Consider the following 18,404-nt stretch of genomic DNA (forward strand, 5'->3'; position numbering starts at 1 on the left):
GCAGATTGCGGCGGTCAGAGTGGTTTTGCCGTGGTCAACGTGGCCGATGGTGCCGATGTTGCAGTGCGGCTTGCTTCTGTCAAAATGTTCTTTTGCCATGATTCTATCTCCAATTAGTGAGAGCCCAGATCGGGAGTCGGACCCGAGACCTCTTCCTTACCAAGGAAGTGCTCTACCACTGAGCTACCTGGGCTTAATAGCCTGCTGAAGCGCTCTCTGCTTCAGCAGGCGTTTTATCGTGGGCCGTCGTGGTTTCGAACCACGGTAGGCGTAAGCCAACGGATTTACAGTCCGTCCCCTTTAACCACTCGGGCAACGACCCATTATGTCTAAGCCAAAGATAGGAATCGAACCTACGACCGGCTGATTACAAATCAGCTGCTCTACCAGCTGAGCTACTTTGGCACACCCTAGTTTCATTACTGAACATAGGAGTGAGCCAAATTTAATAAGTTTTATTGGGTTTTGTCAACGAAAATCGTCAAAAAAAGCAAAAATTTTTCATTTTTTTTAAGAAATCTGTCTACATACTAGATAAAAGAGTGTGAATAGATTGTGAATAGTTTTGAAAAGCCAAAAAAGAACCCCTTTTCGGAGGAAAAGGGGCCTAAATTATTCAATAACAACTAGTTATATATTAGTCGTTAAACCACATGTCTTCCATGCTGAGCGAACCGTCCAAAAGGCCCGTACAGATCTCCTTTTTATAGTACACGGCCATATCTTCGAGGGTCAAGGTTTCACCGTCCTGCGATTCCGGCGCCAGGTAAGAAATGGTCGAGCCTTCGCAATATACGCCAGAAATATCGGATTCTTGGCGATAGGCGTTGCAAACCATCGCAAGCGTATCTGCCGGAACTCCAGCATAGGACTCTACCACCCTAAACGCCCCTACAGGCTCACCATTAATACTATAATGGGTAATTTCCATGGCCATAGACCTCGTCGAATAGTCTGCATTCATGCGAAGAGAGTCAGCAGTGAGATTGACGTCGCAGAGCAAGGCCGGTTCGCTAGGTTCAGCATTGCCATTATTCCATCTCCCCGGCAAGTCCGACATCAATTCTTTATAGTTGTCATAGAAATTGTCGCACTGGCTCTTGAACTTGGGCACCATCATGCCAAGTACCAGCGATGACGAAGCTTCGCTCACAGACTCCATTTCACTCTTACCCATCACATGGGAACGGGAACAAGACACCTGCATTCCTTCGTTGTTCGCCTTAAGACCTGCGCATGCATCGTCCGATTCGTCCTGGAACATGCCCGACAACAAAATGTCGACATACATATTGGTAGGGTTACCCACTTCGAAATAGTACACGGCATTCATCGTGGACTGGTATGCCATCACGTCAAAATTCATTTCGAGCGACACATGATTGCCTTGGGAATATACCTTGCAATCAAATGTAGCACTTGACCCCTTGCCCAATTGGCGTTCGTACAAGACGTCGCCGAAACTCTCGGGGCGTTCCCATGCCGAAGAAGATTCATCTGTTGTACAAGCCCCAAAAACAAAGGGCAACAACATGACGCCCGTCTTGAAAAAATTGACCATAGAAATAGATTTCATTTATCCTCCTCAATATTGTACTCTACAATATAGTCTTTTTTGCGGCATTGGCAACAAGTTAATTTAATGAGTTTTATATATTTTAGGCATGGAAATTTGTACTTACAAGCATACCGCACGAATTGAAGTCCGCTACGCGGAAACCGATCAAATGGGAATCGTCCACCACTCCGTTTACGCCGTATGGTTCGAACAGGCCCGCACCGAATACTTCCGCACCGCAGGTGCAAGCTACGCCGACATGGAAGCCGAAGGTTTCGGAGCGCCGGTCCTGGAACTGAACGTCAAGTTCAAGCAGCCCACCCGCTACGGCGATTTCGTAGACGTTGAAACTTCGATGATCCGCGAAGGACTCAAGGTCCGCTTTGAATACAAAGTATTCGTGAACGGGAATCTTTGCACCCTAGGTTCTACACTGCATTGCATGACCAAGGGTGGCCGCCCCACTCGCGAACTGCCGAGCGGTTTTGCAAAGTTCGAATTTGTCCAAGCATAGCTTTCTTTGAATTAAGAAATAGCCGCGAGAAATCGCGGCTATTTCTGTATCTGAATTGAATTTTGGGTACTTAGTATCCAGTTTATTCGCCTGGATCGGGATCAGGAGTGAGCGAAGCGATGTAAGCTTCGTAATCAGATTGGTTTGATTGCTCCCAATTATACACTTCATCGTTTACGGAGCACTTCCAGTATCTGGCAGTTATTCCAACGCGATTAATTAGGGGGTAATCCTTGATTTCATTCAGATTGTCTTCATCGCAAGTTGAAAGAGGCGTAACATCGTATTCGGTAAGCCAATCAAGAATTTCCTGCTTACTTTCGTCGGTTACGGTTGCGTCCACTCCATTCTTGACGAATACAGGATCAGAATCACCGCACTTCAAATTATATCCACCTTCGGTTTCTGAAACAGAACAATCATCGCCATCTTCACCCTTGGCTCCGTTCCAGATAGTGCTCTGCACCGTGCCACACGTGATGATAACGCCATCAATACCACTTACCTCGTCAGTAGTGGGCACTGCCGTGCAACTCGTTCCGTCTATACCGTTCTTGACGGTTACGGTTTTCCCGTCGCAAGTCAGCGTGTAGTTGCCGGTCTTATTATTGTCTTCATCCAGTTCGTCAGCGACGGTGCAACTTTCACCGTCATCACCCTTTAAGCCATCCTTGAGAGTAACGACGCTTTCGCCACAGGTAACTGTATATTCACCGGTAAGATTGTTGTCTTCGTCCTTAACGGCTTCGACAGAGCAGCCGTCACCGGTATCACCCTTGGCGCCATTCAGGATTGTACCCTTCTCTTCATCACCGCACATGATGACAAAGCCCTTGCCGTCTTCTACACCATTTTTGTCTGTGGTGGGCACTGCCGTACAGCTCGCGCCATCTGTACCGTTCTTGACGGTTACGGTTTTCCCGTCGCAAGTCAGCGTGTAGTTGCCAGTCTTCTTGTTATTTGCATCCAGTTCATCAGCGACAACGCAATTTTCACCATCATCACCCTTTAAGCCATCTTTAAGAGTAATGGAGCTTTCGCCGCAAACAACTGAGTATTCACCGGTGAGTTTACCGTCTTCGTCCTTAACAGCTTCGACAGAGCAGCCGTCACCGGTGTCGCCCTTGGCGCCATTCAGGATTGTACCCTTCTCTTCATCACCGCACATGATGACAAAGCCCTTGCCGTCTTCTTCACCATTTTTGTCTGTAGTGGGCACAGCCGTGCAGCTCGTTCCGTCTATACCGTTCTTGACGGTTACGGTTTTCCCATCGCAAGTCAGCGTGTAGTTGCCGGTCTTCTTGTTATTTGCATCCAGCTCGTCAGCGACAACGCAATTTTCGCCGTCGTCACCCTTTAAGCCATCTTTAAGCGTAACGGAACTTTTGCCACAAGTAACCGTGTATTCACCAGTAAGATAGCCCGATGTGTTCTTTTTGGCAACAATGGAACACCCGTCGCCCGTTTCACCCTTAGCGCCATTTGTGAGCGACCCAACCAACTTATCTGCGCACATCACGTCGAAACCTGTTGTTGTCGCGACGGCCGTGCAACTTGTTCCATTCGTACCATGCTGAAGAATGCCCACAGAAACGCCATCGCAGATAATAGCGTAACCGCCTGTCACTGCTTCGGCTGTGCAGCTGGAGCCATCATCGCCATTCTGGAGAGTGCCAATCAACTTTCCGTCGCACATGACGGAGTAGCTAATCGCTTTGCCAAGTTCATCCTTGTTAGGAACTGCAATACAGCCTGCGCCGTCAGTACCGTTGATACCATCAATACCATTACTTCCGGAAAGATTTGTCCAGGATGTTGCATTGCAGAAGAATACAGCACCGACATCCGAGACAAACATAAGCTGCCCTGCGTTAGCGGCTTCGCATGCCGGCAATTCCGATGCGGTGCCAACGATGGACAATCCCGAATCGTTTTTTGAAGAGGTATCGTCACCGCATGCAAAGAACAAGCTTGCAGCGGACAATGCGATGATATAGGAAACCAGTTTTTTCACGTGTCTACCTCAATTTCTATTGAACATTCGCCTTGCAGTTGCCTGGGCGTCTTAAAATTTCAATTTTCTGAATTGCAAAATCAGATACATTCAGGTCTTCCAACGAGAATGTCATAGTCTGTGTTGCCTGACAGTGATTCCTGATTTTCGATTCCCATGTATTGAAGAAGTCGAAATCAAACGTCATGAAAGTGTCAGAACCACTTTTTATAGAAGCGCGGACGTATGCGAAGCCAGAAGCGTTTAACGCCGATCCTTGAATTCGAATCTGATAGGAGTATCCATAATGGAGATTTACAGAATTCTTGATCAAAACGGATCCGCTTTCTTTTGTCGCACCATTTGACTTGAACTGAAGTTCGCAGGAATCAAAACCATTAATTCCAATTTCTGCAGAAGCTCCGCCCTGCGTTTCAATTTCCCAAGCACTGGAACTGCATGACTTCTTGAAGTCACCTCCAGAAAGAACATTGTCGGGTTCTAATTCTTGGCTAGACGGCTGGCCGTTAACGGGATCATACGAATTATTCTCTATAGAAGAGAGTGGATACAAGATGTTAGAGAAGCAACGATATACATAGCCCGTGGGGTTGTATGATTGTACTGCACCTTCATCGCAATAGGCAATCCAGCTGTTGTTTAGGCAAACAAAGGAAATGAGATTGGAAGAATCGGCCATCAACTGATAAACGGTTCGGCCTTCTACGCAAGCCCTTTGCGCATTCAGTTCATTCAGGTAGCGTTCCTGTTCCTGCCAGGCGGCATCCTGGGCGCCCCAGGTGTTTTCCACATTTGCCTGATAGTCGGTACAGGCCGCCATCCCAAGGAACGGAATAATGGATATAATCTTCTTTACCATAATAATCCTTAGAACAGGAAAGTAATTCCCATGCCCACAAGTCCCGCAGCAGCAATACCGATAGCGACATTACGCTTGGTCTGATAATTTCCTGCATCGTCGTAGGACTGCTTGTAGGTGTTATGATTTACCGGAATTCTATTGGCAGCAGCACTTGCCTTGTTATCAAAAATGACGGCGAGAACACCACCTGTAATGGCAACACCGGCGCAAATGGAAAGCGGGATCCAATGGACCTTGATATTTGAAGGCTGTACCTGAGGTTTGGGCTGTGGCGTGGATTTCGCTGCTGCGGCAGCCTGCTCTGCCTTTTGCTGATTGGCTTTGTCAAGGGCTTCTTTCTGTTGCTGTGCGGCAGCCAATTCGGCCTTGACCTGGGCAAGTTTTGCCTGTTCAATCTTTATTTGCTTGGAAGAGGAGGTTCCCTTGCAAGAAGTTTCCACAGGAATCAAACCAAAGTGATCGTTAGCGGTAGAATTGTCCACGGGAATCAAGCCGAAATCTTCGCTTGCGGTGGAATTGTCTACAGGAATCATGTCAAAGTCTTTGACTGCAGTGGAATTGTCCACAGGAATCAAGTCAAAACGCTGAGTCGCAGTTTCCGCTGGCGAAAATGTATTCCATTCATCAGAGTAGTCTGTATTCTGTTGAACGGAAGGTTCATTCTGCTTGGCAGTCTGTTGCGTATTTACAGACTGATTTGAACGGGCTTGCCTACGAACGGCGGCTTTTTTTTCTTCCTTGGTCTTGTAAGACTTGTTCTCGTCACCCCAAAGGTCGTCCTGAGAGGAGGCGCCCCACAAGTCTTGTGCGTTTGAAACGCCGAAGGCTAGCAGGATTGAAAATAGAAATAACAGGCGCTTATTCATTAGAATGAGTACTTCAGGCTAGTTTTGAACGCGAAAGAAGAATAGTCGTATTTGCCGGTTCCATAAATCTGCATGGACAATTCTTCTTCAATAAATGCATGTTCCATGATTTCGATGTTGAACCCACCGAAACCCCTTACTCCAAAATCGTACAACTCTCCCGCATATTCCTCATCGGTCCAATAGGGGCCTTCTTCTACGATTTTAGTGTCAAGAACCATAGTCTTGACTTCTGCACCAACAAACCAAATAAAGCTCGGTTTTGCATTGAAATCCGCTTCAGTAGCAAAATTCAATTCAACACCCTCTTTTTTGGTAATTTTGGAGTAGCCGTAGAAATCATTGGATTCTATTGTCGCATTAATGAGGTAGTTCGCCCCTAATTCAGTGCTCCAGGCAAAATGCTGGGAAAGAACAAAGGCGTGCTGTAGACCGGCATGGATGTATTTGGGATTTTCAGCCGAGCCGATAGGAAGAGTTCCTTCTACAAATAACAGATTTTTTTCGCTGAATTGAAAACGAAGACTTGCAATAGGATTCTGCAAACCGGAAGGATCGGTAAACTGAAATCCTAGATCCATAAGAGCTATTTCCAAGGTGGAGCCTAGAATATAGCGAGCATTGAGATCAAATTGATGCACATCCTCGTCACCAAACGTGATGAAATGGCTTGCCTTTACGGCAAAGCCTTCATCAGAAGCCCTGAAAGGAAAATATCCCCATGTAGCAAAAGAGAGTGTTGCTCCAAGAAGGGGTAAAATGAAAAACTTTTTTGTCATGGAAATAACTTTCCTATAAGGAACTCTTAGTTATTGGGGCTATAGTAGTTGTTCTGGTTGATTGCGTTGCAGGGCTGGCATCCGCAGGTGACGCATGCGCAGGGAACGCAGGCGGGAGCCGGTACAGCGGGCTTTTCGACAACGACTACTTCCTGCTTCTGTGTCTTGGGAGTCCACTTCTTCGCTTCATCAATGTTCAACGGAGTATAGGACACCGCGAGGCCAGAATACTTGCAAGAGTAAGAAGTTGCAGCACCCTTTTGGATAGTGGTTTCTTCCATGCTGACATCGATTACGTCATCTGCAGCAGGATAAACTTTGGTCACGTACTTGAAGAATTCAACGGCAGAGCAACGGCTTTCAACCTTAGTTGCAACCATTCCAAGAGCGTCCATACGTTCAGCGCCATAGGCTTCGAATTTTGCGGAGCCGACGGGAGTGATCGTGTTAATCTTTTCCTCGTTACTGTTCTTAATTAATGCACAACCGGAAAGCATGAGAACACTGATTAATGCGAGCAAACATGTTTTGATATTCATTTTGTTACCTTTCCTTTGTGATTATCTGGTGTAGTAAGCTTCGTTAGCGGCTTGACTGTTATTTTCTTCAACCTGCTCAGTCGTATTTTCTACGGGCTGCTGTTCCTGGGGAACTTCCTGCTGAGCCACGGGTTCTTCTACAGTTGATTCCGAATTGGCATTGTTTGCATCGAAAAAGGCCTTCCATTTCAGAAATTCTTCCGGAGAAATGGACTTGTAGTTAACAGCCAGTGCAGAATACTTGCAAGAGAAACTGGAGTTGGGACCATTCTTGATTTCGGTTTCTTCCATGCGGATGTTGACGATGTCAGACACGTTCTTGTACTTTGCAGTAGCAGCCTTAGCTATGTCAGAAACAGAGCAACGGTCTTCGGTCTTGATAAAGACGGGACCGAGAGTTTGCATGTTTGAAGCACTGAAAGCGCGAATGCGTACATCTTGGGGGTGACTGTATTGGTCGATTTCCGTAACGCGAACAGAGGTCGACGATGCGCAACCTTCGAAAGCGACGGCAGAAAGAATTGCCAAGGAAAAGGCGGAGAACTTGTTCATTGTTTAGATTCCTTTACAAAAGTGATGCAAATGTAATACATTTCTAGTACTTTTTCAAGACGAGTGTAAGAAAATATTTTCAATAGGGAATGAGCGACCGCGGGGGTGCGTAAACCGTTTTTTCGGCTCAATTTGGCTTGACAGAGCCTTTAAATTAGTGTACATTTGTACATAAATAAAAAGAGATTTTGACTTATGGACCAGCCGCTCGCCGAAAGATTACGCCCCAGGAACCTGGATGAGTTCCTAGGCCAGAACAAGATTCTGGGCGAGCAGAGCTTGCTGCGCAAGAGTCTCGAAAACGACAGCGTGCCGAGCATGATCTTTTGGGGACCTCCGGGCTGCGGAAAGACGAGTCTCGCCCACGTGATTCGCCAGCATACCAAAAAGTCATTCGTCGCGTTATCGGCTGTGGCTAGCGGCGTCAAAGAAGTCAAGGAAGTCCTGGCTGACGCCCGCAAGATGAAGGCGATGTTCAAGGACACAATCCTGTTCATCGATGAAATCCACCGCTTTAACAAGGGCCAGCAGGATGCGCTGTTGGGTGCCGTCGAAGACGGCACGGTGACGCTTATAGGCGCCACCACCGAAAACCCGGGGTTTGAGGTCAACAGCGCTTTGCTTAGCCGCTGTCAGTTGATTCTTTTTGCGCCTTTAAGTAAAGACGACTTGCGCACGCTAATCTTTAGCGCCTTGCGCGATCACCCTCGCGGTTTGCAACTGAAGGATGTTGAAGTCGAAGATGCCGTCGTCGATAAACTCATCGCGCAATCCGATGGCGACGCACGATTCCTGCTGAATCAGATTGAATGGATCGGCAAGAATCTGGGCGATAAAAAAGTCATCGACGAAAAGCTTCTCGAAGAATTCCAGTACAAGAAGCCCCTGCGTTACGACAAGGGCGGCGAAGAACACTACAACCTGATTTCGGCGTTGCACAAGTCCGTGCGCGGAAGCGATCCCGATGCCGCCCTCTACTGGCTGCACCGCATGCTGCAAGGTGGCGAAGATCCGCGATTCATTCTGCGCAGACTCATGCGCATGAGCATGGAAGATATCGGCCTTGCCGACCCGAACGCGCTTCTGCTTGCTACGAGCGCCCGCGAAGCCTACGACTTCATGGGAATTCCCGAAGGCCTGATTGCCCTCGACGAACTTGCGATTTACCTTTCGCTTGCTCCCAAGAGCAACAGCGTGGAACTCGCAGGAATGAAGGCGGATTCTATCGTGAAGCAGACAGGCACGCTCCCTGTGCCTCGCGCCTTCCGCAATTCGGTCACGAAAGTCGGCGAAAAATTGGGCTACGGAATCGACTACCAGTACGATCACGACAGCCCCGGCGCTTACTCCGCTCAAGAACATCTGCCCAAGCAACTCGAAGGCACCGAGATTTACCAGCCCAAGCCCTACGGCAAGGAAAAGCAACTCGGCGAACGCCTTGCGCAATTAAAGCAGATTAAGAAAGAAAAGAAGAACGCTTAAGCGAGATAACAATCCGCAATCAGGTTTACATCTGCCATCAAAATAAATTTATTTGAAATACATTGACAAATTAATACGAAAATTCTAATATCCGGATGTACTCTTTTTTTCTGCGGTAAATAATGCATCCCTCCATTATCAAGTTTTTTTATTCTATTTTCATTCGTTTGCAACGCTTTCGCAATAATAGTGGAAACAATGGATGAACAAATTGAATCTAAAACGGCAACAATTCTTCGTCTTCGAATAAATAACGAATTTGATACATATTTTTACAATATTAAAGTCAAATATTTCATCCAGAAAACTGATTCCATTGTCATAGATAAATACGATTTGCCAGGAGCGCAAATCAGTTTAGATTCGCTAAACGAGAATGTTTGGACCATAACAATCGCCATAGACTCCATACCACCAGGAATTTATCCCTATGAAGCTGGCTTTTGCTTAGGCATTCATAAAAAAAATAATTGGATGCCAAGAGACAAGAATAAAGACCCAAGCTATATAGCTTCAACAAACTTTGTTATCAACGATAAAGTCGAGCTGAATATAGGCGGAAATCATTTACCAAATGCAAAACCACTCGCGCTTGTTTCAGGGACCAAAATGCTTATCAACGATGGAGATTCCATTCCGTTCGCATGGAATAAAGTTCCAAATGCGGAAAGATACAGATTAACCATTTATTCATCAGATTCAACGCAAATATATCAAAAAGAGACATACGGATATAGAGATGCCGTCGTCCTTAATGCAGAGGATTATTTATGGAAAGTCGAAGCAAAAAATTCAACGACAGAATATGGGGGAACAGGTTCGCTGATTAATTCTCTGCATATTGGAAATTTCTCTGCAGGAAGTGTCTTAGAACAGAAAATTCACGGCATCGCCTCCACAACAGGACACAAAGATACTCCGATGCTTGTTGTTGGTTGGGGAGAATTCGTAGATCTCCGGGAATGGGACCATCCCCACATGGAAAGATCATTTTTGGACGAAAATGAAACCAGTTCCTGTTGGGCAATAGCCATAAAGAATCTAAATCAACATTTTGGTGGTAATTTATCTTTGGACGAAATTAGGTGGCACGTACAGAAAGAGACAAGAGGAGTAACCAATACATTTGGCTTTGGATCATCTGCAAGAGCAAAAGGGACTGGAGATGTCATAACTGGATTAAAATATGCCTTTGATTCTACATTGGCCTATGAAGTTTATACAGCCAAACATCCTTTAAATTATGATGATGTAAAAAGATATCTGAATAACGAACAAGAGATTATTATAGGCATTTCTGCCGTTGAAACGAATGGTCACGATATGTTGATTGATGCATATTATACAACAACTGAAGGAAATTTTGTACGGTGCATCAATTTTGACAACCTCGGAAAATCTGTAATCATTTCAATGGACTGTTTATCCAAAATGGTTGATTGGCATATCGTAATGGATGCACCCCAAACAGTCAAAAACATGGACTCCTTGCTTGGGGTAGAAAAATTTGACAAATACAGTTCATGGATAGAATGGACTGATTCAGATAATGATGGAATTACAGATTTTGACGAAATATATCGTTTTGGGACTAATCCAAATCTAGCAGATTCTGATACCGACGGAGTGAATGACAAAGATGAAATATACTCTTATACAATAATGGAAAAAAGTTTATACAATTTAATCGGGGCGCATATAGGAGATTTATCACAAATACGTTTTATCGATGGCATTGATGACGAATACATGGCGGATGTAGACGACGATTGACAAGCATTTTGATGCTAACGATTGGCCCTGGAAACCCAACATCATATTGCCCTCTTTTGATGAAGGAGACTCTACTCTAATTGTTCATCATAATGACACTTGCTTTTTAAACAACAATGATCATTTTGACAAACTAAAAGTGGAATCGGGCGGAGTTATCTATTTACCAACAGGGAATCTTTATATTGGAATCATCTAAACACAAAAGGATCCTAAATATGAAAAAAAATTTATTTTTTCCATTACTTTTGGTATCGGCTGTTTTTGCTGACACCTACTGCCGTTTGCACGTTCCTATCGAAATCCATTTTCTCAACTCTACTATTTGGCATAGCAAATATTCATTTTCAGGCTATTATTACACAGATGACAATGACACCCTCGCAGATGGTTATAAATGTCTTAAGAAAGAATCTGAAAAGGCTTTTCTAGATTCGAACGTGTTCTTTTATAGAGGTCATATCCTTGGAGAACACAAAAAACCTGGAGAGCAGATTCTTTATGTTTTTCAGGTTAACACTTCAACTTATAATATAGGCGATGTAATCAAAGACGAATTTATGCATTGGCAAGAATGCGGAATGTTAAGTTTGACCCATGAAGAAGCAGATAGTCTATCGACCTTTTTAGCAGATTCGCTAAACAACTTCTATAATGAATTGAATAGTTTAGAAACTGATATGTTTGCTTATTATCCCTATTCATATGACAACCCTGACCAAATTATAGAATGGACCAAAAAGGCTTGCCAATCGGCAGTTCCAATTCAACCTAGAAAACATCCAGACTCTAGAATCACCTTCGAAAACCACTTGGCACATATCCCGCCCACCCTACATGGCGAAAAGTATTTCGTATTCGATTTGAACGGGAAAACCATCCAACAAGGCATTGCTGAAGAAACAGTCCGCATTCAGCAGACACCAGTCATTTTAAAGATCGGAAGTCAAAATCCCATTTTGCCAAAATAAAGCCTTACATACGGACGATTTTCAGGCCAAGCCAAATACCGTAACCGCCTTCGTCTGTCAAATCGCCGTCAAGGCTTGCACCACCATAAAAGTTCATGCCCATGGCAAGGCCCACATGCATACGCTCCGACACCGGCCAAAGGTATCCAAGTTCAAGCATCAGGTCTTCGCCAAAGCTTCCGATTCCGCCGCCACCGCCTAAAACAAAATTCACGGTACCGGCAATATAAAATTCCTGAAAGGCTCCACCCACATAGAAGAACGGGTAAAGCACAATGCCCGGGCCAATACCCAAAAGTATGGATTTCGGGACATCATCGGAATCAACATTTTTCGTTCTTCCGGTCAAATCGCCTTTAGTGATTTCTAGTTCAAGATTCGCATAGGGAGCAACCATGCTCTTAAATATGCCACCGAATTTAGCCGACAAAAGCACTCCGTATCCAGTATAACCGATAAGCTTTTCTTCGTCTACGGTTTTCTTTGCCTCATGCAAGCTGTACATTTTCTGGCATAGCCTGCTGCAAAGAATCGTTGACCAACTGCACCGAATACAGGTGCGAGACAGTCAATGTTTCAGGAGCCGGGTTCAAACTGGTCCTGTGGCAGTTGATATATTTGTACGAACGTCCTGTACGCTCCGCAATTGTTTTCGTAAAGGTATTATGCAGGCAAACACTGGAATCCTTGACATAGCCAAATGTTCCCGATGCATCTACAATGTAGCCGCCCATCGCCAACTGTGCATCTGGCAAAGCGCAATAATACGATGTATCAATATAAGCACTGTCACGCGCGTATTCATAGCAACCGCCGTGAACATAGGTTTGGCCGCTTTCATCACTGCAGTCAATCCTGTCATACGGGCCGCTTTCTTCACCAACGATTCCACGATCATAATACGTAAATACAGTATTGGGCGGGAACACGAAATCAAAGGTATCCCCATGAACTTTATACATACCGACAAATGCAGAAAGATCGAGATCTATCGACTTTTCCTTCTTTTCGCGGTCAACAAGCGTAAAGCGCAAGTGGCCATCGTCATCGACCGGAATGCTCACATAAGACGTTAGAATATAGCCATCATTATTAGCATACATATAGGTGAGGTTGTCGTAGGTATTCTTGTTCTTTTGCGGCAAGTGACGCAACGAGTCGCTATCGCCATACTTTAAGCTATCGACACAGAACGTGCTGAGTTGAGTAGAATCTTCACCGTCCAAATAGTCGCAGTTTACCGTGTAAAGGCGAGCCACATGAGATTCGCTCGAATCGTTCAACTGCAATTCAAGCATAAACGAAGTCGGGCGCTGACGCACCTCGGTAGAAGCCTTACATTGATACGTTTCGCAATAGCTATGGTACATGTAGGAATCGTCACCATTGCACGCGGCGAGGATTACCATAAAAAGAGCGCATACAAGAAGTTTCATCATAACCTCCAAAATAGAAGCCGAACAATCATTCGGCACGCATCTCTAGCGTTAAAATAAATAACGCCTACTTTCCAAAAACAAAGTAAGTAAATTTTTATAAAAAACGAATAAAATACTCGCTGAGCGAAGCATGGGTTAGAACTGCTTCAGCAGCCTAATCCTTTCAGGCGTGTCGGGATGCGTGCAGAACATAATGTTCGCTTTGGCAATCCAGCCCTTGAGTTTCATGTCATTATCGAATTCTTCGTCGGGGTGAATAATGTAGAGCTGCGCCACGTCATTACGGCGCACGGTATCGAGACCAGGGTAATCCGAAATTTTCTGCAAGGCAGAGGCAAGTGCCCAAGGGTCGCCGCAGAGTTCGGCGCCACCTGCATCGGCCACGTATTCGCGAGTGCGAGAAATTGCAAGGCGCGTAAACCAACTGAAGATATAACCGATCGTACTCCAGATAACGACCAAGATTAAAGCGAAGATGATAATGACTCCACCACTGCCACCACCACCACGCCTACTGCGAGAACGGTTGCGGGGACCGCGAAGCATTGCGGAAAGCAGCTTGATAGAAATCGTTTGAAGGGTCGCAAAAATGCCCACGAACACAATGCACACGACCATGAGTCGCGTATCGCGGTTTTTGATGTGCGTGAGTTCGTGGCCCACGACAGCAGAGAGTTCTGCATCGTTCAATTTCTCGATGAGACCAGTCGTGAGCGTGATGGTAAACGAAGGGACATCAATACCGCTTGCAAAAGCGTTCAGGCCATTGTCTTCGACAATGTTAATTTGCGGCATTTCGATGCCGCCCGCAATGCAGAGGTTTTCGACAATGTTATAGACACGCAAGTTGTCCTTGCGTTCAAGGGGCTTGGCATGCGTCGTGTGGCGAATAATAGCGGTGTTTGCACAATAGGCGATAATGAACCACACGCCTACAATCTGGAGCGTATACGGAAGCACGGTCCAAAAAGCGTCCCACACTTCGGGCCAATGCATCATGCCGTACCTCATGTGCGTCGTATGGTCCGCAGGGCAACCACCCTGCATCAGGGGGCAGAGTGCCCCGAAAAAATCCATGACGACAATCGTCGCAAAAACCATTCCCAAAATAATAAGGGGAAACATGCACAACAGCAAAATACTGTTGCGGTTGTTCCGCCAAATTTGGGTTTGAAGGCCGACGTATTTCATTGAAGGCGTTTGCGCCCCATCGCCTTAGAACTTTATTTCGGGAGCCTTGTTGAGCGTATCGCGGCCTTCGGTAGCTTCGTACATGGGCGCACGCTTGAAGCCGAACATGCCAGCCACAATGTTGCTCGGGAATACTTCGCAAGCGTTGTTGAGTTCGCGAGTCGTCGAATTGAAGAAGCGACGTGCAGCAGAGAGCTTGTTTTCGATATCGGCAAGTTCGTTCTGCAACTGCAAGAAGTTCTGATTGGCCTTGAGTTCAGGGTAAGCTTCCAGCGAAATGCGGAGCCCTGCGAGTGCGCCAGAAAGGGCCTTGTCGGCCTGGACCTTTTCGTCGACAGTCGTTGCGTTCATGGCGGCGGCACGGGCCGAGGTCACCTTGTCAAGCGTTTCTTTTTCGTGAGTGGCGTAGCCCTTGACGGTGCTCACCAATTGCGGCACCAGATCAAAACGCTGCTTGAGTTGCACATCGATGTTTGCAAATGCGTTTTCGCGGTTATTGCGGAGTTTCACCAGTCCGTTATACATTCCGATGAACCAGGCGATCAGAACCACCACGACAATGCCAGCAATAATCCCAATAGTCATATTTTACTCCTTTCTGTTTTTTCAGTAAGAAATCTATATAAAAAAGATTCCGGGTCAAGCCCGGAATGGAAAAAAATAAGGGTCGCGCACGGCAAAATAGCGCGAGAATGACTATTTAGGCGTTAAACAGGGTCGTTTACCGGCTTGCTGTAGTCACGTTCGCCAAAGAGGGCCGTTCCCACGCGAATCATGGTCGAGCCTTCTTCGATGGCGACTTCCAAATCGCCGGTCATACCCATCGAAAGCTGGTCAAAGTTTGCAAACACGCCACCCTTCGCGAGGAATTTCTGCTGCAGGTTACGGAGGAATGCAAAGCATTCACGGCTGTCTTCGGCGACACCGGTATTCTTGCCGATGGTCATGAGTCCACGGAAACGCAGGTGCGGATATGCAGCACCGCGCGATTCCAAATCAGCAAGGAACGCCTCGGCTTCGTGCACATCGAGACCGCTCTTGGTTTCTTCTTCGCCGGCGTTAATCTGAAAGAGAATATCCAAAATCTTGTTTTGGGCGGCGCAGACTTTTTCGAGTTTTTCAACCGCTTCGACGCTGGCAATAGAATGAATGCAATCAGCGACAATCGCCGCCTTTTTGAGCTTGTTACTTTGTACAGGGCCAATTACATGGCAACGCACGCGACTGCCATCTTTTGCTGTACGCGGTTCGCTGAATTTGAGCTCGGCTTCTTGCACGCGGTTTTCACCGAAATCGGTGGCACCGAGCGCAATCGCATTTTCCACAGCTTCTGCCGGGTGAAACTTGCTCACCCACACAAGCTTTACCGAGTCGCGGCTACGGCCCGCAATCTTGCAGGCTTCCGCAATCCTTGCTTCGAGAGCAGCAAGGTGCTCACGCATTTCATCAAGTGTGAATTCCATTACTTCTTTTCTTTTTTCGCAGAGTCTGTTTTCGATTCCTTGAACAGCACCTTGATAATTTCGTCAATGTGCTTGTGCGTAAAAATCTTGAGGCCTTTCTTTGCAGGCGCCGGAAGTTCGTTCACGTCCTTCTGGTTCTGCGCCGGGAGTCGCAAGGTCTTTACGCCGGCCTGGAGGGCAGCAAGCGCCTTTTCGTTCAAGCCACCAATCGCAAGGCATGCACCCGTCAGGCTCACTTCACCGGTGAATGCAATTTCGGGCGAAACAGGCTGCTTGGTAAAGGCAGAGAGCAAACAGAGTGTAAGGGCAATACCAGCCGAGGGGCCATCTTTGGGCACAGCGCCTTCGGGCACGTGAATATGGATATCGGTCTTTTTCACGATATTCGGGTCAATGCCAAAGCGGCTCAAGCGTTCGCGAACAAGGCTGAGTGCAATCTGCGCCGATTCCTTCATCACGTCGCCAAGCTTACCCGTCATCAAAAGTGTTCCCTTGCCAGGCAAGAGCATGCATTCAATCGGCAAGATTTCGCCACCGACACTTGTCCATGCAAGGCCCACGATAACACCCGGGCGGCCTGCAGCAGGCAGCTGGTTGTCGAGGTAACGCGGAGCGCCCAGGTAATCTTGCAAAGTCTTTTCCGTCACTTCGGTCGTATACTTCTTGCCCATCACCTTATCTTTTGCACGGTGACGCACCACATTTTCAAGAGTACGTTCCAATTCGCGCACGCCCGCTTCACGCGTCCATTCGCGAATCACCTTCGAAATAATGCCGTCGTCAAAAGCGACATCCTTGCCGTTTTCAATACCGGTGCGTTCACAAATGCGCGGCACCAAGTACTTGCTTGCAATCTGCAGTTTTTCGTGCGGATAGTAACCGGGCAGGCGAACCATCTCTAAACGGTCGCGCAAGGCTTCGGGAATTTCGGCTTCGCTATTTGCGGTCGCAATAAACAGCACGCGGCTAAGGTCGAGGCCCACTTCCATAAAGTGGTCGGTAAAGTCGTGGTTCTGCTCGGGGTCCAAAACTTCGAGCATGGCGCTGGCCGGGTCTCCGCGGAAGTCGCTTGCCATCTTGTCGATTTCGTCAAGCAAGATAATCGGGTTCATGCACTTGGCACGGCGAAGCGCCTGAATAAAGCGGCCCGGCATGGCACCAATGTAAGTGCGGCGGTGACCACGAATTTCAGCTTCGTCACGCACGCCACCCAGAGTAATGCGCACAAAGTTACGCTGCATGGCATTCGCAATCGATTCCACAAGCGTCGTCTTACCCACGCCCGGAGGACCAACCAAGCAAAGAATCGGAGCACGGCGTTCAGTACCCGTAAGTTTCAAGACCGCCACGTATTCCATAATGCGTTCCTTGACCTTGTCGAGGCCAAAGTGCTTGGAATCAAGTTCGCTCTTCACCTTTTTCATGTTGAGCACGGTGTCGGTGTATTCGCCATACGGGAGCGTCAGGAACCAGTCCAAATAGTTACGGCTCACGGCATATTCCGGAGACGTCGGCTGCATCAGCTTCATGCGGCCAATTTCATCTTCAAGCTTTTCTTGAATAGCGGCCGAGAACTTTTTCGCCTTGATTTTCTTGAGCAGCTGATCCGGCTCCGAAGAATTTCCGTTTTCGCCATCCAGTTCATCTTGCAGCTGGCGAATCTGTTCCGAGATAAACCATTCCTTTTGCTGCTGGGCCATTTTCTGGCGAACGTTCTGCTGCACCTTGACCATCATGGTGTCGGTATCGGCAGCCACCTGCATAATTTCAATCAGGCGTTCGGCAAGTTCATCGATTTCGCCAATTTCGAGCAAACGCTGGCGTTCGTCCATCGAAATCTGCAAGAACGGAATCATGCCATAAAAAGCGTTAATCTGGCTATCCATGGTAAACAGGGCGTCTACCATGCCTTCAGAAATGTTCCTGTGCAGCGAATATTCCTTGAACTGCGTCAGCACCGTTTCAAAACGCGGGCTCTTGTCGGAATTTGTAATCGCAGGCTTGTGTGCCGAAACGGTCACCATCAAGAAATTGTCCTTGGTGGTAATGGAACGCAAGTCCACCACACAGTCGCCATCGAGCACCACCTTCACGCAACCGTTCGGGAAGGGAGTCACATTGCTTACATGCGCCAGAATACCCACCGAGTAAAGGTCGAGCATCGGGTTTTCGATTTCTTCTTGCTCGATATTCTTTTGAGCCGAAAGAATGATTTGTCCATCGTGCGATTCAGCGTATTCAAGAGCGCGCAAAGAAATATCCCTGCCGACCAAAATGCGGCGGGTCGTGTGCGGAAATACAACAGCATCCCTCAGAGGGAGCAACGGATACGTTTTTGAAGTGTCTAAAGCCATACATTACAAAGATAGTATCTTTAAAAAAAAGCCAGTCTGCATTTAGT

General features: G+C 46.8%; 18 protein-coding genes and 3 tRNA genes. 4 read left to right on the forward strand and 17 right to left on the reverse strand.

Annotated elements, in window-relative coordinates:
• From QZN53_RS09375 to QZN53_RS09395, 5 genes are all read right to left on the reverse strand, one after another.
• On the reverse strand, window positions 1–99 hold a 99-nt coding region (locus QZN53_RS09375; RefSeq protein WP_163414583.1), incomplete at its 3' end, for a GTP-binding protein.
• A gap of 22 nt (window positions 100–121) precedes the next feature.
• Window positions 122–193 (reverse strand) — tRNA-Thr (locus tag QZN53_RS09380).
• 46 nt (window positions 194–239) lie between these two features.
• Window positions 240–322 (reverse strand) — tRNA-Tyr (locus tag QZN53_RS09385).
• Between the two features lie 10 nt (window positions 323–332).
• Window positions 333–405 (reverse strand) — tRNA-Thr (locus tag QZN53_RS09390).
• Window positions 406–637: 232 nt separating this feature from the next.
• Window positions 638–1,576: a hypothetical protein gene (locus QZN53_RS09395; protein ID WP_163438737.1), complete on the reverse strand. Its 939-nt coding sequence runs from the start codon at window positions 1,574–1,576 to the stop codon at window positions 638–640.
• Between the two features lie 88 nt (window positions 1,577–1,664).
• On the opposite strand from QZN53_RS09395, the gene QZN53_RS09400 reads away from it, so the two are divergent.
• A complete protein-coding gene (locus QZN53_RS09400; protein WP_163438738.1) occupies window positions 1,665–2,072 on the forward strand; it encodes a thioesterase family protein in 408 nt (135 codons plus the stop codon).
• Between the two features lie 82 nt (window positions 2,073–2,154).
• Here QZN53_RS09400 and QZN53_RS09405 read toward each other — a convergent pair whose 3' ends face one another.
• The 6 genes from QZN53_RS09405 to QZN53_RS09430 are packed head-to-tail and all read right to left on the reverse strand — an operon-like array spanning window position 2,155 to window position 7,684.
• Window positions 2,155–4,086, reverse strand: a complete 1,932-nt coding sequence (locus QZN53_RS09405) for a hypothetical protein (protein WP_163438739.1) — start codon at window positions 4,084–4,086, stop codon at window positions 2,155–2,157.
• A 16-nt stretch (window positions 4,087–4,102) separates the two neighbouring features.
• Window positions 4,103–4,945 carry a hypothetical protein gene (locus QZN53_RS09410; protein ID WP_163438740.1) on the reverse strand — a complete coding sequence of 281 codons (843 nt, stop codon included), beginning with the start codon at window positions 4,943–4,945 and terminating at the stop codon, window positions 4,103–4,105.
• A gap of 8 nt (window positions 4,946–4,953) precedes the next feature.
• Window positions 4,954–5,814, reverse strand: a complete 861-nt coding sequence (locus QZN53_RS09415; RefSeq protein ID WP_163438741.1) for a hypothetical protein — start codon at window positions 5,812–5,814, stop codon at window positions 4,954–4,956.
• Window positions 5,814–6,593: a hypothetical protein gene (locus QZN53_RS09420; RefSeq protein WP_163438742.1), complete on the reverse strand. Its 780-nt coding sequence runs from the start codon at window positions 6,591–6,593 to the stop codon at window positions 5,814–5,816. Before QZN53_RS09420 ends, QZN53_RS09415 begins: the two co-directional genes overlap by 1 nt.
• 26 nt (window positions 6,594–6,619) lie before the next feature.
• Window positions 6,620–7,132, reverse strand: a complete 513-nt coding sequence (locus tag QZN53_RS09425; RefSeq protein WP_163438743.1) for a hypothetical protein — start codon at window positions 7,130–7,132, stop codon at window positions 6,620–6,622.
• A 21-nt stretch (window positions 7,133–7,153) separates the two neighbouring features.
• Window positions 7,154–7,684, reverse strand: a complete 531-nt coding sequence (locus QZN53_RS09430) for a hypothetical protein (RefSeq protein WP_163438744.1) — start codon at window positions 7,682–7,684, stop codon at window positions 7,154–7,156.
• Window positions 7,685–7,879: 195 nt separating this feature from the next.
• Between QZN53_RS09430 and QZN53_RS09435 the strand changes: the two genes are divergently transcribed.
• The 3 genes from QZN53_RS09435 (at window position 7,880) to QZN53_RS09445 (ending at window position 11,910) form a co-directional block, all read left to right on the forward strand.
• On the forward strand, window positions 7,880–9,166 hold the full coding sequence (locus QZN53_RS09435; RefSeq protein ID WP_163438745.1) for a replication-associated recombination protein A: 1,287 nt from the start codon (window positions 7,880–7,882) through the stop codon (window positions 9,164–9,166).
• A 198-nt stretch (window positions 9,167–9,364) separates the two neighbouring features.
• On the forward strand, window positions 9,365–10,939 hold the full coding sequence (locus tag QZN53_RS09440) for a hypothetical protein (protein ID WP_163438746.1): 1,575 nt from the start codon (window positions 9,365–9,367) through the stop codon (window positions 10,937–10,939).
• A 218-nt stretch (window positions 10,940–11,157) separates the two neighbouring features.
• Complete coding sequence (locus QZN53_RS09445) at window positions 11,158–11,910, forward strand: hypothetical protein (RefSeq protein ID WP_163438747.1); 753 nt, start codon at window positions 11,158–11,160, stop codon at window positions 11,908–11,910.
• Window positions 11,911–11,914: 4 nt separating this feature from the next.
• On the opposite strand, the gene QZN53_RS09450 is transcribed toward QZN53_RS09445, so the two are convergent.
• The 6 genes from QZN53_RS09450 to lon all read right to left on the reverse strand — a co-directional run bounded on the left by QZN53_RS09450 (window position 11,915) and on the right by lon (window position 18,357).
• Window positions 11,915–12,415: a hypothetical protein gene (locus QZN53_RS09450; RefSeq protein ID WP_163438748.1), complete on the reverse strand. Its 501-nt coding sequence runs from the start codon at window positions 12,413–12,415 to the stop codon at window positions 11,915–11,917.
• Window positions 12,399–13,346, reverse strand: a complete 948-nt coding sequence (locus tag QZN53_RS09455; RefSeq protein ID WP_163438749.1) for a hypothetical protein — start codon at window positions 13,344–13,346, stop codon at window positions 12,399–12,401. Before QZN53_RS09455 ends, QZN53_RS09450 begins: the two co-directional genes overlap by 17 nt.
• A 138-nt stretch (window positions 13,347–13,484) precedes the next feature.
• Window positions 13,485–14,540, reverse strand: coding sequence for a M48 family metallopeptidase (locus QZN53_RS09460; protein ID WP_163438750.1), 1,056 nt, complete (start codon window positions 14,538–14,540; stop codon window positions 13,485–13,487).
• A gap of 24 nt (window positions 14,541–14,564) precedes the next feature.
• Window positions 14,565–15,125 (reverse strand): LemA family protein, encoded by a 561-nt coding sequence (locus QZN53_RS09465; protein ID WP_163438751.1) that lies wholly within the window; start codon window positions 15,123–15,125, stop codon window positions 14,565–14,567.
• Window positions 15,126–15,247: 122 nt separating this feature from the next.
• Entirely contained in the window at window positions 15,248–16,003 is a 756-nt protein-coding gene (locus tag QZN53_RS09470; protein WP_163438752.1) for a YggS family pyridoxal phosphate-dependent enzyme, read from the reverse strand.
• On the reverse strand, window positions 16,003–18,357 hold the full coding sequence (gene lon / locus QZN53_RS09475; RefSeq protein ID WP_163438753.1) for an endopeptidase La: 2,355 nt from the start codon (window positions 18,355–18,357) through the stop codon (window positions 16,003–16,005). The genes QZN53_RS09470 and lon overlap by 1 nt, the downstream gene beginning before the upstream one ends.
• Window positions 18,358–18,404: the final 47 nt, after the last annotated feature.

The organism is uncultured Fibrobacter sp., assembly GCF_900316465.1.
GTDB lineage: Bacteria > Fibrobacterota > Fibrobacteria > Fibrobacterales > Fibrobacteraceae > Fibrobacter.